This window comes from Marinilactibacillus sp. GCM10026970, assembly GCF_042660675.1.
Classification (GTDB): domain Bacteria; phylum Bacillota; class Bacilli; order Lactobacillales; family Carnobacteriaceae_A; genus Marinilactibacillus.
This window is the reverse complement of the sequence record NZ_JBHSUL010000033.1, coordinates 1-23,455: the sequence shown is the minus strand read 5'-3', so window position 1 is coordinate 23,455 and position 23,455 is coordinate 1. Positions and strand designations below refer to the sequence as shown.

24 protein-coding genes are annotated in these 23,455 nt (G+C 36.8%); 22 read left to right on the top strand and 2 right to left on the bottom strand.

Annotated elements, in window-relative coordinates; all coding sequences use genetic code 11:
- Positions 1–93: 93 nt before the first annotated feature.
- The 9 genes from ACFP65_RS10400 to ACFP65_RS10360 all read left to right on the top strand — a co-directional run bounded on the left by ACFP65_RS10400 (position 94) and on the right by ACFP65_RS10360 (position 6,339).
- Positions 94–351 (top strand): IreB family regulatory phosphoprotein, encoded by a 258-nt coding sequence (locus ACFP65_RS10400; protein WP_327756537.1) that lies wholly within the window; start codon positions 94–96, stop codon positions 349–351.
- 3 nt (positions 352–354) lie between these two features.
- A complete protein-coding gene (ruvX, locus tag ACFP65_RS10395) occupies positions 355–783 on the top strand; it encodes a Holliday junction resolvase RuvX (RefSeq protein ID WP_379918365.1) in 429 nt (142 codons plus the stop codon).
- Between the two features lie 15 nt (positions 784–798).
- Positions 799–1,107, top strand: coding sequence for a DUF1292 domain-containing protein (locus ACFP65_RS10390; RefSeq protein ID WP_379918363.1), 309 nt, complete (start codon positions 799–801; stop codon positions 1,105–1,107).
- A gap of 196 nt (positions 1,108–1,303) precedes the next feature.
- Positions 1,304–2,386: an endolytic transglycosylase MltG gene (gene mltG, locus ACFP65_RS10385; RefSeq protein WP_379918361.1), complete on the top strand. Its 1,083-nt coding sequence runs from the start codon at positions 1,304–1,306 to the stop codon at positions 2,384–2,386.
- 89 nt (positions 2,387–2,475) lie between these two features.
- The gene (gene udk, locus ACFP65_RS10380) at positions 2,476–3,111 is read left to right on the top strand and encodes a uridine kinase (RefSeq protein ID WP_379918359.1); all 636 of its coding nucleotides are present in this window, start codon (positions 2,476–2,478) and stop codon (positions 3,109–3,111) included.
- A 180-nt stretch (positions 3,112–3,291) separates the two neighbouring features.
- Positions 3,292–3,765, top strand: a complete 474-nt coding sequence (gene greA / locus ACFP65_RS10375; RefSeq protein WP_379918357.1) for a transcription elongation factor GreA — start codon at positions 3,292–3,294, stop codon at positions 3,763–3,765.
- Positions 3,766–3,917: 152 nt separating this feature from the next.
- A complete protein-coding gene (gene liaF, locus ACFP65_RS10370; RefSeq protein WP_379918355.1) occupies positions 3,918–4,655 on the top strand; it encodes a cell wall-active antibiotics response protein LiaF in 738 nt (245 codons plus the stop codon).
- Complete coding sequence (locus tag ACFP65_RS10365; RefSeq protein WP_379918354.1) at positions 4,652–5,710, top strand: sensor histidine kinase; 1,059 nt, start codon at positions 4,652–4,654, stop codon at positions 5,708–5,710. The genes liaF and ACFP65_RS10365 overlap by 4 nt, the downstream gene beginning before the upstream one ends.
- On the top strand, positions 5,707–6,339 hold the full coding sequence (locus ACFP65_RS10360) for a response regulator (RefSeq protein WP_379918352.1): 633 nt from the start codon (positions 5,707–5,709) through the stop codon (positions 6,337–6,339). The genes ACFP65_RS10365 and ACFP65_RS10360 overlap by 4 nt, the downstream gene beginning before the upstream one ends.
- A 47-nt stretch (positions 6,340–6,386) precedes the next feature.
- Here the strand turns inward: ACFP65_RS10360 and rnjA are convergent, their stop codons facing one another.
- Positions 6,387–8,057, bottom strand: a complete 1,671-nt coding sequence (gene rnjA, locus ACFP65_RS10355; RefSeq protein WP_379918350.1) for a ribonuclease J1 — start codon at positions 8,055–8,057, stop codon at positions 6,387–6,389.
- 412 nt (positions 8,058–8,469) lie between these two features.
- Here rnjA and ACFP65_RS10350 point away from each other — a divergent pair, with 412 nt between their 5' ends.
- Together ACFP65_RS10350 and ACFP65_RS10345 are read left to right on the top strand one after the other, a co-directional pair.
- Positions 8,470–9,249 carry a Cof-type HAD-IIB family hydrolase gene (locus ACFP65_RS10350; protein WP_379918348.1) on the top strand — a complete coding sequence of 260 codons (780 nt, stop codon included), beginning with the start codon at positions 8,470–8,472 and terminating at the stop codon, positions 9,247–9,249.
- Positions 9,250–9,445: 196 nt separating this feature from the next.
- On the top strand, positions 9,446–10,783 hold the full coding sequence (locus tag ACFP65_RS10345; RefSeq protein ID WP_379918346.1) for a DUF1576 domain-containing protein: 1,338 nt from the start codon (positions 9,446–9,448) through the stop codon (positions 10,781–10,783).
- 78 nt (positions 10,784–10,861) lie between these two features.
- Here the strand turns inward: ACFP65_RS10345 and def are convergent, their stop codons facing one another.
- Positions 10,862–11,434, bottom strand: a complete 573-nt coding sequence (def, locus tag ACFP65_RS10340; RefSeq protein WP_379918344.1) for a peptide deformylase — start codon at positions 11,432–11,434, stop codon at positions 10,862–10,864.
- 485 nt (positions 11,435–11,919) lie between these two features.
- On the opposite strand from def, the gene pdhA reads away from it, so the two are divergent.
- From pdhA to ACFP65_RS10285, 11 genes are all read left to right on the top strand, one after another.
- A complete protein-coding gene (gene pdhA, locus ACFP65_RS10335; protein WP_379918342.1) occupies positions 11,920–13,026 on the top strand; it encodes a pyruvate dehydrogenase (acetyl-transferring) E1 component subunit alpha in 1,107 nt (368 codons plus the stop codon).
- 2 nt (positions 13,027–13,028) lie between these two features.
- Positions 13,029–14,006, top strand: coding sequence for an alpha-ketoacid dehydrogenase subunit beta (locus ACFP65_RS10330; RefSeq protein ID WP_379918340.1), 978 nt, complete (start codon positions 13,029–13,031; stop codon positions 14,004–14,006).
- 173 nt (positions 14,007–14,179) lie between these two features.
- Positions 14,180–15,847, top strand: coding sequence for a 2-oxo acid dehydrogenase subunit E2 (locus tag ACFP65_RS10325; protein ID WP_379918338.1), 1,668 nt, complete (start codon positions 14,180–14,182; stop codon positions 15,845–15,847).
- A 12-nt stretch (positions 15,848–15,859) separates the two neighbouring features.
- Positions 15,860–17,266 carry a dihydrolipoyl dehydrogenase gene (lpdA, locus tag ACFP65_RS10320; protein WP_379918336.1) on the top strand — a complete coding sequence of 469 codons (1,407 nt, stop codon included), beginning with the start codon at positions 15,860–15,862 and terminating at the stop codon, positions 17,264–17,266.
- 134 nt (positions 17,267–17,400) lie between these two features.
- Entirely contained in the window at positions 17,401–18,180 is a 780-nt protein-coding gene (locus tag ACFP65_RS10315; protein ID WP_379918334.1) for an inositol monophosphatase family protein, read from the top strand.
- A gap of 242 nt (positions 18,181–18,422) precedes the next feature.
- On the top strand, positions 18,423–20,252 hold the full coding sequence (gene typA, locus ACFP65_RS10310; RefSeq protein ID WP_379918332.1) for a translational GTPase TypA: 1,830 nt from the start codon (positions 18,423–18,425) through the stop codon (positions 20,250–20,252).
- 123 nt (positions 20,253–20,375) lie between these two features.
- Complete coding sequence (locus ACFP65_RS10305; protein WP_379918330.1) at positions 20,376–20,648, top strand: DUF1507 family protein; 273 nt, start codon at positions 20,376–20,378, stop codon at positions 20,646–20,648.
- An 88-nt stretch (positions 20,649–20,736) separates the two neighbouring features.
- The gene (locus ACFP65_RS10300) at positions 20,737–21,072 is read left to right on the top strand and encodes a YlbG family protein (RefSeq protein WP_225744261.1); all 336 of its coding nucleotides are present in this window, start codon (positions 20,737–20,739) and stop codon (positions 21,070–21,072) included.
- Between the two features lie 8 nt (positions 21,073–21,080).
- A complete protein-coding gene (gene rsmD / locus ACFP65_RS10295) occupies positions 21,081–21,638 on the top strand; it encodes a 16S rRNA (guanine(966)-N(2))-methyltransferase RsmD (protein WP_379918328.1) in 558 nt (185 codons plus the stop codon).
- Positions 21,639–21,640: 2 nt separating this feature from the next.
- Entirely contained in the window at positions 21,641–22,126 is a 486-nt protein-coding gene (gene coaD / locus ACFP65_RS10290) for a pantetheine-phosphate adenylyltransferase (RefSeq protein ID WP_379918326.1), read from the top strand.
- Positions 22,127–22,147: 21 nt separating this feature from the next.
- The gene (locus tag ACFP65_RS10285) at positions 22,148–23,236 is read left to right on the top strand and encodes a SepM family pheromone-processing serine protease (RefSeq protein WP_379918324.1); all 1,089 of its coding nucleotides are present in this window, start codon (positions 22,148–22,150) and stop codon (positions 23,234–23,236) included.
- Positions 23,237–23,455 lie beyond the last annotated feature (219 nt).

The following is a 23,455-nucleotide window of genomic DNA, read 5'->3' as shown; positions in this document are numbered from 1 at the left end:
ACTTTTATTTAATTTCTTGTAAAATAATAACACATAAGCTTTATACGAAGATAAAAATTAAAGGATTTGCTTATGAAGTACGGAGGGAGATTTATGACTTCAAACGATCATACAGTACGCTTTAGTGTAGATAACAATCAAGAACACAACGTAGAGGATACTTTGAGAATTGTATATAAAGCACTTGAGGAAAAGGGGTACAATCCGATCAATCAAATCGTTGGATATCTACTTTCCGGTGACCCAGCTTATATACCAAGACATCATGACGCTAGAAATTTGATCAAACGACACGAACGTGACGAAATTCTAGAAGAATTAATGACTAAATATCTAGAAAGTGACAAATAAATCATGCGCGTAATGGGATTAGATGTTGGATCTAGAACAATTGGAATAGCCGTTAGTGATCCACTTGGGTGGACAGCACAAGGTATTGAAATCATCAAAATCAATGAAGATAAAGGTGACTACGGGATTGAACGTATGAAAGAACTCACTGAATCTTATGAAGTAGAGCGGTTTATCGTAGGGTTACCAAAAAATATGGATAGTTCAATAGGTCCAAGAGCAGAAGCGTCGCTTGAATATGGTAAACTATTAGAAGAGACTTTCGGATTACCTGTCGAATATCAGGATGAGAGATTGACCACAATGCAAGCTAATCGAATGCTGATAGAAGAAGGAAATGCGTCTCGAAAAAAAAGAAAACAAGTAATCGATAAGTTGGCTGCAGTAATGATTTTACAAGGCTATCTTGATCGAAAAGCAAATAATCATTAATGAGGAGATGTAAAAATGGCAAACGATCACAATCACGAGCATGATCACGACCACGAACATATTACAATAATCGATGAAGAAGGTAATGAAGAATTATACGAAATCTTATTTACTTTTGATTCAGACGATTTTGAGAAATCTTACGTACTTGTTTACCCTGCTGGTACAAGCGAAGGAGAAGAAGTTGAACTTTCAGCATTCTCATATACTGAAGTAGACGGAGGACTTGAAGGAACACTAAGTTCTATCGACTCTGATGAAGAATGGGAAATGATTGAAGAGGTACTCAACACGTTCATCGAAGAAGAAGACGAAGAAGCTTAAAAAGGATAACAATAGCCATGCGAAATGCTCCTGTTAATTTCACATGGCTATTTTCTTTTGTAAATTAGGTTTGAGCGATAGAGTACATACAAGATACTTGATCAAATAGAACCTTTAGAAAATTAGCTTTAATCTAGCAAGTGTATTGTGTATAATAGAACAGATATAAACATTTTTGAAAAGGAATGGTTCAAATATGCCAGACCAGGAATCTACACATACTGTGCGCAAAATCGTACTGAGTATCGTGGCTATATTGGTTGTTTTAATTGTGATTCTAGGTTTTTCAAGTTATCACTACTATACTTCTTCTCTAGAACCTCTAGACCCAGAAAGTAATGAAGAGATACCTGTTGAAATACCTATCGGATCATCTAGAACAGATATTGCACGTATTTTGGAAGAGAAAGGCATTATAAATAGTGCGTTTGTATTTAATTATCACCTTAGATTCAATGGTGAACAAGGATTTCAAGCGGGATACTATCTATTCTCTCCTGCTTTGTCTTCAGATGAAATTGTTCAGAGCTTGAAAGAAGGTGGCTCACCTATAACAGAGGAATCTGCTGGCAGATTAACGATACCAGAAGGTTACACAATCGAGCAAATTGCTGTAGTTATTGATGATCAGACTGACTTCACAGAAAAAGAATTTTTTGATCTGATCAAAAGCGAAACTTTCCTCCAAGAAAAAGTAGAAGAATTTCCTGAGCTTCTAACAAGTGCATATGAAGCGAGAGAAGAGACCATATACGCTTTAGAAGGCTATCTATATCCTGCAACTTACGAATTCAACGATGATACGACACTGGAAGCCGTCGTCACTCAAATGCTTTCTAGAATGAATCAGGTTATAGAAACGTATTATTCAGATATTCAAGAACAGGAAACAACCGTTCATGCGATTCTGACGATGGCATCTTTCATAGAGCGAGAAGGCATTACTTTCGAAGATCGCGAAGTGATTTCGGGTGTATTCTACAATCGCTTAGCAATTGATATGCCACTTCAAACAGATGTTAGTGTGACCTATGCCTTAGGAGAGCATCAGGAAAGAATCACCTATGATGATCTGGAAACGGACTCCCCCTATAATCTTTATCAACATAGAGGGTTAGGGCCAGGTCCAGTTAACAGCCCGGCAGAAGATTCTATAAAAGCTAGTGTTTATCCGGCTGAAACGGATTATTACTATTTTATAGCAGATCTATCTACGAAAGAAGTTTATTTCTCACAAACGTATCAGCAACATTTAGAATTACGAGAAGAATTAAATTAAAGCATTGAGCCTTCTAGGCTCAGTGCTTTTATTGAGAAAATCGAACCATCTCTTTAAATGAGCATGTTCAATCGAGAGGAAAATTCATTATGAAAAAAACAAAACCAATAGTAATAGGTGTCACAGGCGGTTCAGGTAGTGGTAAGACAAGTGTAAGTCAGGCAATCTTTAATCATTTTCCTGGTAGATCGATCATGATGTTAGAACAAGATTCCTACTACAAAAATCAGGACCATCTAGATTTTGAAGAAAGACTTGCTACAAACTATGACCATCCCTATGCATTTGATACAGATCTGTTAATTGAGCATTTAAACAAACTCGTTAATTATGAAACCATTGAAAAACCTGTTTATGATTATACTAAGCACACCAGAAGTAGTGAAGTGATCGTTCAGGAACCAAAAGAAGTCATCATACTTGAAGGAATCTTGATACTAGAAGATTCAAGACTTAGAGAAATGATGGATATAAAAGTGTATGTTGATACAGATGATGATATCAGAATTATTAGAAGGATTAAAAGAGATATCGAAGAGCGCGCGCGTACGTTGGACCAAGTTATTGAACAATATCTAACTGTGGTGAAACCAATGCATACACAATTTATCGAGCCTACTAAAAAGAACGCAGATATTATCATACCTGAAGGTGGAAGAAATCAAGTTGCAATCGATTTGATGACGACTAAGATTGATACGATTTTCAAAAAACGCTCTCTTTAAGCAAATTATTCAAGGTGTATTTAATAAAAAAACGCTTTACAAGATGTTAAGTTCGTGGTATCTTGATTCCATTGAGATTCCGAGCCGTGTGTTTGAATCGATATAGTAAGGTTTAATCTATTATCCGGAATACTTGTTTGATCAGATTTTTAACGAATATATTATGGGGTGAAGCACTTGATGACAGAAAAAGTATATCCAATGACTTTAGAAGGTAAAGAAAATTTGGAAAATGAATTAGAAGAACTAAAAACAGTTAAAAGAAAAGAAGTTGTAGAAAGAATTAAAATTGCTCGAGGATTCGGAGATTTATCAGAGAACTCTGAATATGAATCAGCTAAAGATGAACAGGCTTTTATTGAAGGTAGAATCAGTACAGTTGAACACATGCTATCAAATGCAGAGATCATTGACAATTCTAAGTCTAAAACAGATGAAGTATCTTTAGGACGTTCCGTTATCTTCAAAGAACTACCAAATGGTATCGATGAAGAATACACCATCGTCGGTAAAGCAGAAGCTGATCCGTTTTCTGGAAAAATTTCAAATGAATCGCCAATTGCTCAAGCGCTTTTAGGGAAAAAAGTTGGAGAAAAAGTTGAAATCAGTACTCCAGGTGGATCAATGACAGTAGAGATCACTAAAGTATTTTAATTAAATACCAAAAGAACAAAAGATGGTGGTACTGTCTTTTGTTCTTTTTTTATTTTCTACTCATACTTAAGACTGATTTTTCCTCTGTAGTAGTGCGGTATGATCAAATATCCATTATACTATAAGTACATCAATCTTGAGGAGCATGCAAAATGAATCATCCATTATTCAAACTAGTTATGGGGCTACTGGGTATCTGGTTACTTTACGATATCGTTACGAGCGGATCACTTTTAGTTCTATTTTTACTTGGACTATTTTTAATGATCTTTCCAGATAAATTATTTAAAAAAAATCATAAACAAGAAAATCTATTTTGGTTAGGACTCATACTATTTGTGCTATCTATTTTCTTCACAAGTGCTGCTTGGGTGATTCTGATTGTACTACTGATCTTTAAAGTTGGAGAAGATCATAAGATGTTCAAAACTATAAAGGATCCTTTAACTAAAAAACAACCAAAATGGAGAGAAAAGGATTATGTTTCTTTTCAATTCAAAGAAGAGCAAGAAGAAACAGTCAAATTATCTAGAAAAAAATGGTTTGGTGACGATTCGATAGGGTATGATATCTACGAATGGGATGATATCAATTTTTCTAAAGCGATGGGTGACACAGTGATCGATCTAGGGAATACCATACTTCCGAAAAAGGAAAATATTGTTATGATTCGAAAAGGACTGGGCGATACTAAAGTTCTGATTCCTGAAGAAGTTGGTGTATCACTAGATCTTTCTGTACTACTTGGGAAAGTTAAAATTGGGAATGATCATTTAGATTTAAAGAATGAAACATTGAAATGGCAGTCAGCCACTTACCCAGAAAGTTCCAGAAAGATCAAGATTGTATTGAACGCTTTGATTGGAGAAGTTGAGGTGATTTTTATATGAAACGCACTGCGACCGAATTCTCCAAGTACTTTTTTCTATTCTTTATCATGATTTTCTTGTTCACATTGTTTATCTGTTTTACGTACACAAGTGAAGAATGGTTTTATATGATTTTTCAGTATCGATTCCAAGGCTTTCCTTTAATTTTTTACTTATTTTTCTTTTCTGTTTTTTTAACTTTTATTATGCTAGCTTATATGAAATCTTACGAACGAAAGAAACTCAAGAAAGTGGAAGAAGGACTTAAAATGATGTCAAAAGGTCATTATTCAGCTTCGATTTTTCTTGATATGTATTCTTTAGACACCCCCTTACAGGTAAATAAAGAAATCGATCGTCAATTTATTAAGCTTCATGAAAAACTGATGCGAATGGCAGAAGAAGCTATTATAGCCAGTCAGAGATCAACACAGATGAGTAATGAGACAAAAATTGAAATTCTTGAAAATGAACGTCATAGAATTGCGAGAGAGTTGCATGATTCCGTAAGTCAGCAATTATTTGCTGCCTCGATGATGTTGAGTGCTGTCAATCAACAATCGGATGAATTAGATGATAAATTCAGTACTCAATTAAATTTGATTGAAAAAATCATTAATGATTCTCAAACAGAGATGAGAGCATTGCTGTTGCATCTTAGACCGGTTAAATTGGACGGAAAAACCTTAAAGCAAGGTGTAGAACAATTACTGAAAGAATTATGCACTAAAATCAATACAGAGATTCGATTTGAAATCGAAGATGTCAGACTGGCACATGGTATTGAAGATCATTTATTCCGAATTGTTCAAGAATTACTTTCCAATGTATTAAGACATGCAAAAGCTGAAGAATTAGAAGTTTACCTGAAAAGGGTACATGAGACAGTTTTGCTTAGAATGATTGATGATGGTGTCGGTTTCGATATGAGTCATAAAAAATCAGGAAGTTATGGTTTGGAAAATATTCGTGAAAGAATTAATGGGATTGGTGGAGATGTAAAAATCATCTCTTTTCCAGAAAAGGGTACTAGTATTGAAATTAGTATTCCAATTGTAGCAGGAGGAGAAAAATGATACGACTATTATTAATTGATGATCATCAAATGGTTCGTCTAGGACTGTCATCGTATTTTTCGATTCAGGAAGACATGACGGTTGTTGGTGAGGCAGAAGATGGACTTCAAGGATATGAGATTGCAATAAAAGAAAAGCCAGATATTATACTAATGGATTTAGTGATGGAAGTAATGGATGGAATTGAATCTACTCAAAAAATTCTTCGTGAGTGGCCGGAAGCTAAAATTATTATTCTGACCAGCTTTATCGATGATGAAAAAGTCTTTCCAGCTATGGAGGCGGGTGCTTCAGGATATCTTCTTAAAACATCTTCAGCTGGCGAGATAGCTGAAGCTATACGATCTACATACAACGGCGATCCATACTTTGAGACAGAAGTTACAGAAAAACTGATAGAACATGAGAATAACAAGGGTAAACTAATCTTACATGATGAATTGACGAATCGAGAAAAAGAAGTGCTCCAACTGATTTCTCAAGGGTACTCAAATCAGGAAATCGCAGACGCACTTTTCATTACGCTAAAAACTGTAAAAACACATGTATCAAATATTTTATCCAAGCTTCAAGTAGAGGACCGTACACAAGCCGCAATTTATGCCTTTAGACATGATTTAGTAGAATAAAAAATACCCGGTGGGCATGCCCACCGGGTATTTTGCTGTTGACTGGTTTATTTAGTTAAGATTACTGGCAATATTATAGGTTTACGTTCTGTTTCAGCGAACAAGAACTGTTTAACATCCTCAATCAGATCGTTACGCATTTTGTATTCATTCACCTGTTTGAATTCAAAAGATCTTTGGATACTTTCAAAAGCAACTTTTTGAGCACTTTGAATTAATTTTTCAGATTCTCTCATGTAAATGAATCCTCTTGAAATAATGTCCGGACCTGCAAGAACTGTACGCTTATCTGTGTCAATCGTTGCAACAACAACAACAAGACCATTGTCAGACAATAATTTACGGTCTTTCAATACGACATTGCCGATGTCACCAATACCGCTACCATCAATATAAACGTCTTGAGCATTAAATTCTCCAGCGCGTCTAGCAGAATCTTCTGTGAATGCAACAATTTGACCATTATCAAGTATAAAACAATGATCTTCAGGGACACCTGTTTGCTGTGCTAAATTAGCGTGAATACGTTGCATACGGTGCTCTCCGTGAATAGGAACAAAGAACTTAGGTTTCATTAAGCGAAGCATCAATTTCTGTTCTTCTTGACCACCATGGCCAGAAGTATGAACATTGTTGACTTTACCGTGAATAACGTTGGCACCAGCTTCTAGTAACTGGTTAATGACTCTATTTACACTAACTGTATTACCTGGAATTGGAGAACTTGAAAATACAACTGAATCTCCTGGTTGAATCGTGATCTGACGGTGTGTACCATTTGCAACACGGCTTAAAGCAGCCATTGGTTCTCCTTGAGAACCAGTACATAAAATCAATACTTCATTGTCTTTGTAGCGCTTCAGTTCATTTGGATGAATAAAAGTACCTTCTTCGGCTTCGATATAGCCCAGTTCTTGACCTGTTTCCAATGAAGTCACCATACTACGTCCAAAAACAGCGACTTTACGACCTGTTTCGTTTGCAGCTTTGACTACTTGCTGTACTCGAGATATATTAGAAGCGAAGGTAGCGAAAATAATTCTACCGTCAATCTTTTTCAGTAAGCTTTGAATGGATTCCCCAACAACTTGTTCTGATTTTGTAAAGTTGGGTACTTCAGCATTAGTACTATCAGAAAGTAATGCCAAGACGCCTTCTTCACCGATTTTAGCCATTTTATGCAAATCAGCAGGTTCCCCAACAGGCGTGAAGTCAAATTTAAAATCACCTGTCTGAACAATATTACCATTTGGTGTTTTTACAACAATACCGTAAGATTCTGGAACACTATGGGTTGTACGGAAGAATGATATAGACGTTTTTCTGAATTTTACAACTGTATCTTCGTTGATTTCATTGAGCTCAGCAGAACGTAGTAATTGATGTTCATTTAATTTGTTACGAATCAGAGCCAGAGCTAATTTACCAGCGTAAATAGGAATATTCAATTGTTTAAGAAGGAACGGAATTCCCCCAACATGATCTTCGTGACCATGCGTAATGAATAGTCCTTGTATTTTATCTTTGTTTTCAATGATGTAAGAATAGTCCGGGATAACATAGTCAATACCTAGAAGATCATCTTCAGGGAATTTGATCCCAGCATCGATCAGGATAATTTCATCCTGAAACTGAACTCCGTAAGTATTTTTACCAATTTCATTTAAACCACCTAAAGCAAAAATAGCAGCTTCATTATTTTTAATATTCGGTTTCATCAAAAATCTCCTTTTAATATTGTTTTCAATCAGATTGTATATTTAACGTTTGAACAAAAGCTTGAACAAACGAATACAGTAAAGACTAAGTTGACTAAGTCTTTTTGCATATTATGAAAAAAAGCCACTTTGAGTAAAGTTCGATCAAGACATGGCTCGAGTTTTCATTTTTCATTTTTAATATCCGTCCGATGAGTTGGCCTATTTCAGCCAACGGTTAGTACAATTCTACCATACTCAAAACAATAAGTATAGAAGAAGCGAATTCATGAAAACGGAGTCCGACAAGGGGGTTTGATTTAATACAATCACTAATCGTTCATTTTAATATTCTTAGTTGTGTGGAATGGATTACACGGGTTACACTAGCAGAGTAAAGACAAATAGAGCTAAGAACTTAAGGAGACGAACAATGACTAAAAAAATGATCTTTTTCGATATAGATGGTACGCTTTTAACAGATGAGAAAACGATTTTGAACAGTACTAGAGAGGCAATCAGGACTTTACAAGAAAATGGTCACGAAGTAGCCATTGCAACCGGTAGAAATGCATTAATGGCAAAAGAATTAATTGATGAACTTAACGTACCCAATTATATCGTTTGTAATGGTGCTGCTGGTTTTTTCCATCACGAAGAAGTTTATTCTAATCCTCTTAATGATCAGGCTTTAGAACGTTTGATTAAAGTCGCGGATAAGCACGACCATCAGATGATTTATGAAACAGCTAAAGAACTTAAAAGACGGAGTGAAAAGGTCAATGAAGAAGTCAGTTCAGGAATGAAGCATGTCGGCTTCCCAGTTCCGGATGCTGATCGATCGTTCTACGAAAATCATGATTTAACTCAAGCATTGATTTTTTACAATGAAAAAGAGAGTCATCTGTATGAAGATGGCCAGTTTCCTGAATTCAGGTTTGTAAGATGGTACGAATCTGGTGTGGATATTCTTCCGGCAGATGGTTCAAAATTTGAAACAATCGCAAAAATGGCTGCTTTAAAAGGGTTTGAAAAAGAAGATGTTATAGCTTTTGGTGATGGACTCAATGATTATGAAATGATAGCAAATGTTGGGCTAGGTATAGCTATGGGGAATGGAGAAAGTATTGTTAGAGAAGTAGCCGATATGGTTACGGCTTCGAACAACGATGACGGAATTTACAAAGCTTTAAAAGAATTAGAGTTGATTTAACATTTAACAAAAGTTCGTTTTAACAAGTTTCATCCAGTTGTTTCATGAAAATTCATTCTTTCTAAAACAGGTACGATTTAGTGCGTTTTAATTAATAGATTGAAACTAGTCTAGTCATTCGATATAATTAGTTTTACAATTCTATTAAATAAAGCGGTTTACAAAAATTTCACTTGATTTAGAAATGGAGATGTTCATGGAAACAAACAATAAAATAGTTGCTACTTCAGCGCGTCAAATTACGCAAAATAGTCAATACTGGATGCTGATATCATTTGGAATATTTCTAGTACTAATATCATTCGTTTTTAATACACCTTTTGAAATTATTAAAGGTCAGGCAGTTATTCTGACAACTGCATCCAATTTAACCACTGACTATTTTGAACTTGCCAATGTGGGGGCAACGTTTTTTAATTCCGGAATACTGACCTTACATGCTTTACTTTTGATCAAAATAACAAAAGCTAAAATTAACGGTTCACTGATTGCCGCTGTATTTACAGTTGCAGCTTTCTCATTCTTTGGTAAAAACCTCTATAACTCTATGCCAATCGTCGTCGGAGCATTTACATATGCTTGGGTAACGAAGGTACCTGCCGAACGGTCATTACTAGCTGCTTTGTTTGGAACAGCGCTAGGACCACTTGTCAATGAAATTACATTTAATATCGGCTTGCCTTTGGGGTTAGGCTTACTACTAGGAAGTGCAGCCGGATTTGTAGCTGGATTTATTTTGCCGCCATTAGCCCATCATTTTGTAGGTTTCACCAAAGGGTTTAGTTTATACAATATTGGATTTTCAAGTGGTGTAGTCGGTACGATTTTCACTTCAATCCTTAGAGCTACTGGAGTCGTAATTGAACCAATTTCATTAATCTCCAAAGGAAACAATGTGCCGATGTCACTATTGTTTTTCCCATTATTTACAGTCATGTTAATGTACGGGCTCTATTTAAATTCTTGGTCATTAAATGGGTATAGTCGTATGATGAAGCATTCTGGACAATTATCCTCAGACTTTGTAAAAAAGAATGGATTCAACCTTACACTGATTAATATGTCTCTATTAGGATTTGTCGCTTTGGGATTCGTATTATCCTTAGGAGGCGAACTAAACGGGCCAGTCATTGGGGGGATTCTGACTGTAGTAGGGTTTGGTGCGTTTGGTAAACATCTTAAAAATGTTATCCCTATCTTGTTGGGCGTTACATTGATTGGGCACCTCAACAATTACGATATGAGTGATACTTCAGTTATCATAGCAGGATTGTTTGGAACAACAATAGCACCTATAGCTGGTCGCTACGGACTAGTTATGGGAATGGTTGCTGGTGGATTACATTTAACGGTTGTTAGTAATACAAGTTATCTTCATGGTGGAATCAACCTTTACAATAACGGTTTTGCCGGCGGATTTGTAGCGGCGCTAATGATTCCATTATTAGAAGCTGTTCATTACCATAGAGAGCAGCGCAGAGAAATTAGAGAACCAGTCGATCCAGCAGAATCTATTAGAACAGAAGAAGATTAAAAAAGCTGAAAATGATGTGTTTAACTTTACTCAAAAGTTTTGTTAAACATCATTTTCAGCTTTTTTGTTTTGATCAGTTTATTCTCCTGATCCTAAGACGTCGATTCCGTCTGGAAGAGCAAGTGGATTTTCTGGATCAATTCGGTCGTAGAACATAACACCATTCAAATGATCGATTTCGTGCTGAACCACAATAGCTGGTAAGCCTCTTAAACGTTCTTTATGTTTTTCGCCATCCAAATCAACATATTCAACAGTTATACGTTTATGTCTAGGTACAAAACCTTCGATTTCTCTATCAACAGATAAACAACCTTCGCCATCGGGCAAACAAGTCTGTTGAACTGAGTGGCTTACAATTCTTGGGTTGATCATGATTCTACTAAATTCAGGTTCATCTGATTCTTCATCAGCTGATGATAAATAAACAGCTAGCAATTGACTGGAAACATTCACTTGGGGAGCAGCGATACCGACACCAGCTCTTAATTCATATTCTTCTGCAATTTCAGGGTCTTGACTGTTGATCAGAAACTGTAACAGTTCATTAGCTAACTGTTTTATGTCTTCTGACAAAGGGAAATCTACTTTTTCTGCAATTTTACGTAAAGTAGGGTGACCTTCTCTAATAATATCGTTCATTGTAATCAATTGAATACACTCCTTCATTCAACATTGTTCTACTCAGAGAGTTAGCTACACCATTTTAACAGTTTTATTAAAGAAATGCACGTCACAATAGACCTTTTAGTAGTTGAAATATTAGACAGACAAGGAATCAATCATCGGGTGAAATAGTGAAAAGAATCACAATTGAAAGCGATTAAAACTTTTGAAAAACACATCTTGAATATCCAGGAATATTATATAACAGTTTAAAAGACTGTATTACTATCGATAGCGCTAATTAGTGGGGGTTAGAGCCGCTGAATAAAAACACACCGCTAGTGTTTGATTTCACAAACGTCTTTATAACCTTGTTCTATCAACGTTTTTAGACATATTCTCAGAGTTAATGACTTGCAATATAGAGTGATGCGTGGTAAATTTAATAAGGAATCGAGAAAAATGATACAGTTGATTTCAGCTGTTTCAACTAATAAAAAGTTTAATTAAAAGAGAGGAATGTATAGTCTATGGCAAAGCAACCAGTTGATTACGAAGCACTATTAAGTTCAATTGAAGCTTCGTTTCCGATGGTTCAGATTCTTGATAAAGATGGTAAAGTTGTAAATGAAGACATTATGCCTGATTTATCAGATGACGAGTTAGTAGAATTAATGGAAAGAATGGTGTGGTCACGTGTGTTACACGATCGCTCTATGGCTTTAGCGCGTCAAGGACGTTTAGGATTTTACGCTCCAACTATGGGACAAGAAGCTTCTCAATTAGCAAGTCACTTCGCATTCAAGAAACAAGATTGGTTATATCCAGGTTACCGTGATGTTCCACAATTAATTCAACACGGCTTACCACTATCACAAGCATTCCTATGGTCAAGAGGAAATGTTGAAGGAAACAATTATCCAGAAGGTCTTAACGCAATCCCACCTCAAATCATTATTGGTGCACAATATATCCAGGCAATGGGTAATGCAGTGGGACAAAAACTATCTGGACAAGAAGATGTTGTTACATTCACTTATACTGGTGACGGTGGTTCTTCACAAGGTGATGTTTACGAAGGTATGAACTTTGCCGGACGTTACAAAGCACCAGTAGTATTCTACATTCAAAACAATGGCTACGCGATTTCTACTCCACGTGAGAAACAATCTGCAGCAAATGCGTTAGCTCAAAAAGCAGCAGCAGCAGGTATTCCTGGTATCCAAGTTGACGGAATGGATCCGTTAGCAGTATACGCTGTTTCTAAACAAGCACGTGACTGGGCAGCGGCTGGTAATGGTCCTGTTCTTATTGAAACAATTACTTCGCGTTTCGGACCACACTCAACTTCTGGGGATGATCCAACTCGTTACCGTGAACAAGAATCATTCGATTACTGGGAACAACGCGATCCACTGATCCGTTTCCGTAACTTCTTAACTGAAAAAGGTCTATGGACTGAAGAACGTGAAGAAGAATTGATTGAAAAAACTAGAGAAGAAGTTAAACAAGCTGCTAAAGAAGCAGATCAAGCTCCAAAAATGAAAATCTCTAAATTCTTAGAAAGTATGTTTGATGCACCAGGTCAAAACATTACTGAACAGATTGAGAAATACCAAGCAAAGGAGAGTAAATAAGCATGGCGAATCTAACAATGATTCAAGCAATCACTGAAGCTTTAGATCAAGAATTAGCTCGTGATGAAAAAGTCTTGATTTTCGGAGAAGATGTTGGTAAAAACGGAGGAGTTTTCCGTGCGACTCAAGGTCTTTACGACAAACATGGTGAAGATAGAGTGAACGATACGCCTCTTGCTGAGTCAGGTATCGGTGGTATGGCATTCGGTTTAGCTGTACAAGGCTTCCGTCCAGTAATGGAAATCCAATTCTTTGGTTTCGTATTCGAAGTAATGGATTCAATTGTAGGACAAATCGCTCGTACACGTTACCGTATGGGTGGAAACATGAACATGCCAGTAGTTGTACGTTCTCCATTCGGTGGAGGGGTACACACTCCTGAAATGCATGCTGATTCACTTGAAGGACTAATGGCTCAATCTCCTGGATTAAAAGTAGTTATTCCTTCTAACCCTTATGATGCAAAAGGACTTTTAACTTCAGCTATTCGTGAAAACGATCCTGTAGTATTCCTTGAGCATATGAAACTTTACCGTTCATTCCGTGATGAAGTACCTGAAGAACAGTATACTGTACCAATCGGGAAAGCTGCTGTTGCTAAAGAAGGAACAGACGTTACTGTTGTAGCTTATGGTTACATGGTTCGTGAAGCTCTTAAAGCTGCCGAAAACCTTGAAAAAGATGGTGTTTCTGTAGAAGTAATCGATTTACGTACAGTTTCACCAATCGATTACGAAACAGTTGTAGCATCAGTTGAAAAAACTGGTCGTATGGTTATGGTCCAAGAAGCTCAACGTCAAGCTGGCGTGGGTAACACTGTAATTTCTGAAGTATCTCAACGTTCTGTACTTTCACTTGAAGCACCAATCGGATTTGTATCTGCACCTGATACAATCTATCCATTTGGTCAAGCTGAAAACACTTGGTTACCAAGTGCTGACGATATTTCTGAAGCAATCAACGAAGCTGTAAACTTTTAATTAAATCAATAAGATCGGTATTTTAAGAATCGATCTATCAACAAAAGGAGAAAAACTAGTTCAGTATCTCGAGCATCTGTATTGGTTTTTCTTCCTATTGTTGTATGTATTGATCAACGTAGTTAGAAAACAGATGATTGAATAATCATAAACGAGAAGGGAAGAGCGCAAAAATGGCTTTTACATTTAAACTCCCTGATGTAGGGGAAGGAATGGCAGAAGGCGAGATCGTTAGCTGGTTAGTTTCTGAAGGAGACACAGTAGAAGAAGGCGACTCAATTGCTGAAATTCAAAACGATAAATCAGTAGAAGAATTAGCATCACCAGTTGATGGAACAATCAAGAAATTCTTGGTAGAACCAGGTACTGTTGCAGCAGTTGGAGATCCAATTGTTGAAATAGACGCTGAAGGTCACGAATCAGCAGAAGCTGCAGCTCCGGCTGAAGAGAAAGCTGAAGAAAAACCAGCAGAAGCTAAAACTGAATCTAATGGATCTACAGGTACTTTCACATTCAAACTTCCAGATGTTGGAGAAGGAATGGCAGAAGGCGAGATCGTTAGCTGGTTAGTTTCTGAAGGAGACACAGTAGAAGAAGGCGATTCAATCGCTGAAATTCAAAACGATAAATCAGTAGAAGAATTAGCATCACCAGTTGACGGAACTATCAAAAAATTCTTGGTAGAACCAGGTACTGTTGCAGCAGTTGGAGATCCAATTGTTGAAATCAGCGCAGAAGGTCACGGATCTGAAGAATCTTCAGAAGCAGATACTTCTAAAACTGAGGCTGGAACTGCTAAAACAGACCCAGCAGGAGCTGAAGGATCGACTACAGGCGAAATCGTTAAAACATCTAACCCTGATAAACGTGTTCTAGCTATGCCTTCTGTTCGTCAATATGCTCGTGAAAAAGATGTTGATATCAGTGCTGTAGAAGCTACTGGTAAAGGCGGACGCACAACTCGTGAAGACATCGATACATTTGTGTCAGGTGGTGGATCTACTGCTGCTGCGAAGACTGAAGAAACTTCATCTTCTAAAGAAGAAGCAACTCAGTCTACTCCAGCTGCATCTAAATCTTCTGGTTCATCTAAATCAGTTTCTGCTGATGTTAAACCGTTCAAATCTGGACGTTCAGATGAAGAGACTCGTGAGAAAATGAGTACAACTCGTAAAGCAATCGCTAAAGCAATGGTTAACAGCACGTTAACAATTCCTTCAGTTGCATTGTTTGACGAAGTAGACTTCTCTAAAGTTATTGCTCACCGTACGAAATTTAAAGCAATTGCTGCTGAAAGAGGAACAAAATTAACGTTCTTACCATATGTTGTTAAAGCTTTGATTTCAGTAATGAAAAAATATCCAGCACTTAATGCATCAATTGATGATACTACTGACGAAGTAGTTTACAAAAACTACTTTAACATTGGTATCGCTGCTGATACAGAACAAGGTCTATACGTACCAGTAGTTTCAGATGCGAATACTAAATCAGTATTTGATATCGCTGACGAAATCAATGATTTAGCTTCTAAAGCACAAGAAGGAAAACTTAAAGGAAGCGATATGGCAGATGGATCAATTTCAATCTCTAATATCGGTTCTGTAAACGGTCAGTTCTTTACACCAATCATCAACCACCCAGAAGTGGCAATTTTAGGTGTTGGACGTTCATTCAAGAAACCAATTGTTAATGCTGAAGGTGAAATCGTAGCGGCTCCAATGCTTCCATTATCACTTGTATTCGATCACCGTATTATTGATGGTGCAACAGGACAAGCAGCAATGAACGAATTGAAAAAATTATTGGCAGACCCAGATTTATTATTAATGGAAGGCTAAGGTGAAATTTAAATGGTTGTAGGAGATTTCGCAATTGAGTTAGACACAGTCGTAATCGGCGCTGGACCTGGTGGCTATGTAGCTGCCATCCGCGCTGCTCAAATGGGACAAAAAGTTGCCATTGTAGAAAAAGAATTTATTGGTGGAGTTTGCTTGAACGTTGGATGTATTCCTTCTAAAGCATTAATCTCTGCTGGACACAAATACCAAGAGTCATTAGATTCTCAAGTTTTCGGTATTACTACTGAAAACGTAACACTTGATTTCTCAAAAACTCAAGAGTGGAAAAAAACTCAAGTTGTTGACAAATTAACTAAAGGGGTAGAAATGCTTCTTAAAAAGAACAAAGTTGAGATTCTTTATGGAGAAGCTTTTTTCAACGATGAACACACTTTACGTGTAATGGGTGAAGATAGTGCTCAAACTTATTCTTTTAACAATGCTATTGTTGCAACTGGTAGCCGTCCGGTACAAATCCCTGGATTCAAATTCAGCGATCGCGTATTAGATTCTACTGGAGCTTTAAACCTTACTGAAGTTCCTAAGAGAATGGCTATCGTTGGTGGTGGTTACATCGGTTCTGAATTAGCTGGAGTCTATGCTAACTTAGGTACTGAAATCACTATTCTTGAAGGTCTTCCTTCAATTCTTAATGGTTTTGACAAAGACATGGTTAAATTAGTTGAGAAAAACTTCAAAAACCGTGGTGTTAACATTGTTACTAAAGCTATGGCTAAAGAAGCAGTAAAAACTGATGATGGTGTAACAGTTAAATACGAAGCTAACGGAAAAGAAGAATCTTTAGACGTTGATTATGTATTAGTAACCGTTGGTCGTCGTCCGAACACTGACGAACTTGGTCTAGAACAAGCTGGCGTAAACATGAGTGATCGTGGCTTAATCGAAGTAGATAACCAAGGACGTACAAATATCGAAAGTATTTTTGCTATTGGTGATGTCGTTCCTGGTCCTGCACTAGCTCATAAAGCTAGTTATGAAGCTAAAATTGCCGCAGAAGCAATCGCAGGTAAAAAAGTGGCTGTTGATTATCGTGCGCTTCCAGCAGTAGCCTTTACAGATCCTGAAATTGCATCTGTTGGGTTAACTGAAGCAGAAGCTAAAGACAAAGGCTTAGACACTAAAACGACTAAATTCTCATTAGCTGGAAATGGTCGTGCATTATCTCTTAACGCTACTGAAGGTTTTGTACGTTTAGTAACGACTAAAGAAGATAACGTAATTGTTGGAGCTCAAGTTGCTGGACACAGCGCTTCTGATGTTATTGCTGAACTTGGGTTGGCGATTGAAAGTGGAATGAATGCGGAAGATATCGCATTAACTATTCACGGACACCCTTCTCTAGGTGAATCTGTAATGGACGCAGCTGAAGCTGCTCTAGGCTTACCAATTCACATGTAAGAATGGATAGTTTTAATCGAGTGGGGATTTTCCTCACTCGATTTTTTTACATAGAATAAACGCAACAGCTATACTTTGATAGAAAACCTAAAAACTTATATAATGAATAGAACGAATAGAAAAGAGGAATGTACATGTCTGTTATTCAAAAAAGAGACGAATTAATTAAACAATGGATAAAAGAAACTGCTGAGATGATTGAAGAAGCAAAAGAAAAGAGTTTAGAAGTAGAAGAGAAATCAGCAAGAAATGACCTTGTGACAAATATGGATAAAAAAATTGAAGAGGTCTTGACTGATAAAATTAGAAGTCATTTTCCTGATGATCGTATCTGTGGGGAAGAGGGTTTTGGAGATGACCTGGAAGATTTGAAGGGGACTGTCTGGTTTATTGACCCAATTGATGGAACGTTAAACTTTGTTCTCCAACAAGAAAATTTCGCTGTAATGATTGCAGTGTACGAAGAGGGTGAAGGTGTACAAGGATATATCTATAACGTAACAGAAGAGAAACTTTATCACGCTGTTAAAGGACAAGGTGTATTTTGTAATGGCCAGCCAGTAAGCGCGCCTGAGAATAAAAGTTTATCAGATGGACTGATGGCTACAAATAGCCAATTGATGACACAAGATGATTTCAGCGATTACAGAAAAATTGCAGGTCGTACTATGGGCGTCAGAATGTTGGGCTCTGCTGGTCTGGAAGTAACAGAATTGATTAAAGGAAATATTATTGCGTATGTAGCCACTAAATTAAGCCCGTGGGATATTGCACCCGGAAAATTGATGCTAGAAGAATTTGGGTTTAAAATTTCAAACTTCTCCGGAGAACCGGTTGATTTACTGAAAACGAACCAGACAATTTTCGCAACACCGAGCGCCTACGACGAAATTGTGACAACGAAATTGAAATAGTTTCAAAAAACAGTGTTTTTTCTGAAAATTACTGTTATAATAAGAAGTGGAAAAAAAGGTCCAATGACTTAGCATTTATTCTTGCGTTGAAGTCAAACCAAGAGTAAGTGTCTTTTTGTGTGAAAATCTGTTAAAACTTTTATAGAAGTTTAATTTGACTGAATATGAAAATTTGGATTCTAAAGATTTGTAGTTTAAAAATGATAAAGTCTCACCGTAGTTATTAAGGAGTGAATGATTAAATGGAAATTAGAAATGATATTCGTAACATTGCAATTATTGCCCACGTCGACCATGGTAAAACAACACTGGTTGATGAATTAATGAAACAGTCAGATACACTGGAAGCTCACAACAAGTTTAGTGAACGTGCAATGGATTCAAACGATCTTGAAAAAGAACGTGGAATCACGATTCTTGCAAAAAACACTGCCGTTAAATACCAAGATACTCAAATCAACATTTTGGATACACCTGGTCACGCCGATTTCGGTGGTGAAGTTGAGCGTATCATGAAAATGGTTGATGGTGTAATTTTAGTTGTTGATGCTTATGAAGGAACGATGCCACAAACACGTTTCGTATTGAAAAAAGCATTAGAGCAAAAATTACGTCCAATCGTGGTTGTAAATAAAATTGACAAACCTTCTGCTCGTCCTAAAGAAGTTTTGGATGAAGTATTAGATTTATTGATTGAGTTGGATGCAGACGAAGAACAATTAGAATTTCCGGTAATCTATGCTTCAGCATTGAACGGAACTTCAAGCTTCTCTGACAACCCAGACGATCAAGAAAACACAATGAACCCAGTTTTTGAAACAATCGTTTCTGAAATTCCTGCACCTGTGGATAATAGTAGTGAACCATTACAATTCCAAGTATCTCTTTTAGATTACAACGATTATGTTGGACGTATCGGTATCGGTCGTGTATTCCGTGGTACGATTAAAGTTGGAGATAATGTAACATTAAGTAAATTAGACGGATCAACTAAAAACTTCCGTGTAACAAAACTATTTGGTTTCTTCGGTCTAGGCCGTGTTGAAATTCAATCTGCTAAAGCAGGTGATTTGATCGCAGTATCTGGTTTTGAAGATATCTTCGTTGGAGAAACCGTTACACCTGTTGACCATGTAGATCCATTACCAATCTTGCGTATCGATGAGCCAACATTACAGATGACTTTCTTAGTAAACAACTCTCCTTTTGCAGGTCGCGAAGGTAAATGGGTTACTTCTAGTAAGTTAAATGAAAGATTGAATATGGAATTACAGACAGACGTTTCTCTAAGAATCGATCCGACTGACTCTCCAGATGCATGGATTGTTTCAGGTCGTGGTGAGTTACACTTGTCTATCTTGATTGAAAACTTACGTCGTGAAGGATACGAGTTACAAGTATCTCGTCCAGAAGTTATCATCAGAGAAATCAACGGTAAAAAACACGAGCCGTTTGAGCGTGTTCAAATTGATACCCCAGAAGAATACATGGGATCAATTATTGAAAACCTTGGACAACGTAAAGCTGAGATGAAAGATATGGTCCATACTGGAAATGGTCAAGTACGTTTGATTTTCTCTGCTCCTGCACGTGGTTTAATCGGATTTACAACTGAATTCCTTTCTATGACTCGTGGATATGGTATCTTGAACCATACATTCGAGGAATATTTACCAATGGTTGCTGGTGGAGCTGGAGAGCGCCGTCAAGGAGCACTGGTTTCTATGGAAAATGGTGCTGCTACAACATACGGTATCATGAACTTAGAAGACCGTGGTGTAATCTTTGTTGAACCAACAACTGAAGTATATGCTGGAATGATTGTTGGACAACATAACCGTGATAATGACCTTTCTGTTAACGTTGTTAGAGAAAAACAAAAAACAAATATCCGTTCTGCGAATAAAGATCAGACAAATGTTATCAAACGTCCTCGTATCTTAACGCTTGAAGAATCATTAGAATTCTTGGCTGAAGATGAGTACTGTGAAGTAACACCTGAATCTATTCGTCTACGTAAAAAAATCTTAGATAAAAACCTACGTGAAAAAGCTGGTAAAAAATCTAAATAAATATTCTAAGTCAGTAGTGCTCACTACTGGCTTTTTTTATTTAACAAATATAAATGATTAGTTGTCTCAAAGCGCTTTTATGCTATACTATTACTAACAATGATTATCAAGGGGGCCTGCAGAGTGGATCGCTTAAGAAATGCACTTGCTAAAGATATTCTAATGGAAGACGCTAGTAAAATTTCTACTTTGATCGAAAATCAGAAACACTTGTGTGTGGCATGCCCTGCTTTTGAAGAGGTTATTGACACACAGATGTTTGGATTCTCAAAAAAAATTGAGTTTGCATCCTCTATGGGGATATTAGATGAAGAAGAAGGTCAGCTCATGTTAAGTGAACTGGAGAAACATCTAAACGATTTAATTAATGAAGCTTACGACGAATCAAAAGAATGAGAAAAAGATAAATACTAAAAATCCTCTCATATTGAGTGGATTTTTTTGTTATAATAGGTGAAATCAATCGTTTCGAGGAGAGAATAAAATGTTAGAAGACCAAAATGAAAGATCCTGTCTAGTCGTATGGGTCTATACAACCAAATATATCAATAAATTGAAACGATATGGATTAGTCCATTATGTCTCAAAAAAAATGAATTATGCTATTTTATATATAGATAAAAAGGATAAAGAATCCGTTCAACAAAATCTTTCCAAGCAACATTTTGTAAAAAAAGTTGAAGAATCTTATCAATGTGAGATGCCTAAGACTTTCGACGGCGTACTCGATGAAGTCCGAGTACTCGCAGCTCAAAGAAAAAAAGAAGATGAAAGTAAAGAAATTTCAATATTTAATCAGCTTTCTTCTGGCTGGAACTGAGGTTAAAAATGAGAGTGATATCTGGAGAATATGGTGGTCGTCCTTTAAAAGCAGTACCGGGAACGACTACTAGACCAACAACCGATAAAATCAAAGAATCTGTATTCCACATGATTGGACCGTATTTTGACGGAGGAACTGTCTTAGATTTGTATGCTGGAAGTGGATCTCTTGGAATAGAAGCTGTTTCAAGAGGGATGGATCGAGCGGTTTTAGTAGATTCTAATTTCAAAGCATTCAAGGTTATTCAAGAAAATATCGAAATGACAAAAGAACCTGAAAAATTCACAGTTTTAAAGAAAAAAGATCGTCAAGCCATAGTAGAATTAGAAACAGCTAAGCGATTATTTGAATTAGTCATCCTAGATCCTCCATATGCGTTACAAGAAATTACAGAGATTGTTAAAGATCTTGAAAGCAAAAAATTAATTGACTCAACTTCGATGATTTTATGTGAAACAGATAAAACGACCGTTTTACCTGAATCTATAGGATCTTTCAGTGTAACAAAACAAAAAGTCTATGGGTCAACAAGAATCACGGTTTATAGAGGAGGCCTTGAGTAAGTATGAAGGCTCTATATGCAGGTAGTTTCGATCCATTTACAAATGGACATTTAGATATTGTCAAACGAGCATCTACGCTATTCGATGAAGTCATTATTGCTGTTAGCGAAAATATTTCAAAACAACCTTTATTTGACGTTGACCAAAGAATGCAGATGATTATTGATTCACTTGAATCTCAATTACCAGGCTCAAATGTGAAGGTGATAAAACATAAAGGTGGCTTAACGATTGACCTGGCAGAAGAGTTAGGGGTCAAAGCTTTGATTAGAGGTATCCGTTCTATTAAAGATATGGAATACGAGATGGACATTGCTTCAATGAATAAAACGCAAAACAAAGAAATTGAGACAATTTTCCTCATGTCAGATGAACACTATCGCTTCGTCAGTTCTTCGTTAGTTAAAGAAGTTGCAAGGTTTCAAGGGAACATCCATGGATTGGTTCCAGAAAACGTAGAAAAACAAATAAAACAAAAGAATAGGTAACTAAGAAAGCAGGGAAAGTGATTGAAAAAGATACCTTTATGGATAAAACTTGTCGTGATACTAGGATTCGGCTATTTATTTTTTTTAAGGCCGATTCCTTATTATATTGAAAGACCGGGTGGCGCTTTAGATCTCAACCCCGTAGTAGAAGTTGAAGGAGCTTATTCTGAAGAACCTGGTAAATTCATGATGACGACCGTTGAAATTCTTCAAGCTACACCTTTCTCTTACCTATTCCAGTTTCTACCCTATAATGATGTTGTTACCGAAGCAGAACTCTTTGGGGAAATAGATGACTACGAAGCTTATAATAGGTTGCAGAAATACTATATGGATAGCTCAGTTCATTCAGCAGTGGTTGCAGCATTTGACGCCGCAGAGTTACCTTATGATCTTACTTATAACGGCGTTTACGTTATGAGTGTAACTGAAAATTCAAACTTCTCGTCCTCTCTTCAAATGGGAGATACCATTACTTCTGTGGATGAGTTAAGATTTGAGAATACAGACGAATTTATGGATTACATCAAATCAAAAGAAGTGGGTAATACCGTTACGATTCATTATGAACGTGACGGCGTAGAGAATGTATCTGAAGGACAATTAATCGAATTAGAAGAGACTGGAGAGCCAGGTATTGGAATTTCTTTAGTAGACCAGTCGACCGTCGTAACAGATCCGGAAGTAACCATTCATTCTGGTCAAATAGGTGGACCTTCTGCTGGATTAATGTATTCTCTACAAATTTACTCGATGGTTACGGATTCTGATTTGAGAGACGGACAAACCATTGCAGGAACGGGGACCATTTCAGATGATGGAACCGTAGGACCTATTGGTGGAATTGACAAAAAGGTCGTTGCTGCTGATAAAGAAGGAGCAACTGTTTTCTTCGCTCCAGATGATGAACTGCCTGCTGAACTGAAGGAAGATTATCCTGATTATAAAACAAATTATGAAGTCGCATTAGAAGCTGCTGAAGATATTGAGACAGATATGGTGATCGTACCAGTTAAAACTTTCAGAGATGCAGTCGACTATCTGGAAAACCTAGATCCTGTAGCTCAATTGTCTTCTGATAAAGACTTAGTTTGCTTAATCGCTGCGTAAATCATTCAAATAAGAAGATCAGGTGAAAAACTTGATCTTCTTATTTTTTGGTTCTATGTCAATTAGCGTTGGTGAAGAATAAAGCTAGAAAGTAATCGTACTTGGAAGAGAACATATAGTTAGCTTATGCTGCTATGTGTTCTCTTTCTTTTTCGATCATTTTGAGTTTGTTTCTGATTGGTTTTAAATTGAAGTGCAAGATAATACGATTTTTATAGT

Bases quoted from the DNA above. Each gene is read 5' to 3' on its own strand.
- ACFP65_RS10400 (WP_327756537.1), top strand. From the start codon at position 94: ATGACTTCAAACGATCATACAGTACGCTTTAGTGTAGATAACAATCAA.
- typA (WP_379918332.1), top strand. From the start codon at position 18,423: ATGGAAATTAGAAATGATATTCGTAACATTGCAATTATTGCCCACGTC.
- ACFP65_RS10350 (WP_379918348.1), top strand. From the start codon at position 8,470: ATGACTAAAAAAATGATCTTTTTCGATATAGATGGTACGCTTTTAACA.
- ACFP65_RS10360 (WP_379918352.1), top strand. From the start codon at position 5,707: ATGATACGACTATTATTAATTGATGATCATCAAATGGTTCGTCTAGGA.
- ACFP65_RS10315 (WP_379918334.1), top strand. From the start codon at position 17,401: ATGTCTGTTATTCAAAAAAGAGACGAATTAATTAAACAATGGATAAAA.
- udk (WP_379918359.1), top strand. From the start codon at position 2,476: ATGAAAAAAACAAAACCAATAGTAATAGGTGTCACAGGCGGTTCAGGT.
- ACFP65_RS10345 (WP_379918346.1), top strand. From the start codon at position 9,446: ATGGAAACAAACAATAAAATAGTTGCTACTTCAGCGCGTCAAATTACG.
- ruvX (WP_379918365.1), top strand. From the start codon at position 355: ATGCGCGTAATGGGATTAGATGTTGGATCTAGAACAATTGGAATAGCC.
- greA (WP_379918357.1), top strand. From the start codon at position 3,292: ATGACAGAAAAAGTATATCCAATGACTTTAGAAGGTAAAGAAAATTTG.
- lpdA (WP_379918336.1), top strand. From the start codon at position 15,860: ATGGTTGTAGGAGATTTCGCAATTGAGTTAGACACAGTCGTAATCGGC.
- pdhA (WP_379918342.1), top strand. From the start codon at position 11,920: ATGGCAAAGCAACCAGTTGATTACGAAGCACTATTAAGTTCAATTGAA.
- ACFP65_RS10365 (WP_379918354.1), top strand. From the start codon at position 4,652: ATGAAACGCACTGCGACCGAATTCTCCAAGTACTTTTTTCTATTCTTT.
- rsmD (WP_379918328.1), top strand. From the start codon at position 21,081: ATGAGAGTGATATCTGGAGAATATGGTGGTCGTCCTTTAAAAGCAGTA.
- ACFP65_RS10390 (WP_379918363.1), top strand. From the start codon at position 799: ATGGCAAACGATCACAATCACGAGCATGATCACGACCACGAACATATT.
- rnjA (WP_379918350.1), bottom strand. From the start codon at position 8,057: ATGAAACCGAATATTAAAAATAATGAAGCTGCTATTTTTGCTTTAGGT.
- coaD (WP_379918326.1), top strand. From the start codon at position 21,641: ATGAAGGCTCTATATGCAGGTAGTTTCGATCCATTTACAAATGGACAT.
- liaF (WP_379918355.1), top strand. From the start codon at position 3,918: ATGAATCATCCATTATTCAAACTAGTTATGGGGCTACTGGGTATCTGG.
- ACFP65_RS10330 (WP_379918340.1), top strand. From the start codon at position 13,029: ATGGCGAATCTAACAATGATTCAAGCAATCACTGAAGCTTTAGATCAA.
- ACFP65_RS10325 (WP_379918338.1), top strand. From the start codon at position 14,180: ATGGCTTTTACATTTAAACTCCCTGATGTAGGGGAAGGAATGGCAGAA.
- mltG (WP_379918361.1), top strand. From the start codon at position 1,304: ATGCCAGACCAGGAATCTACACATACTGTGCGCAAAATCGTACTGAGT.
- ACFP65_RS10300 (WP_225744261.1), top strand. From the start codon at position 20,737: ATGTTAGAAGACCAAAATGAAAGATCCTGTCTAGTCGTATGGGTCTAT.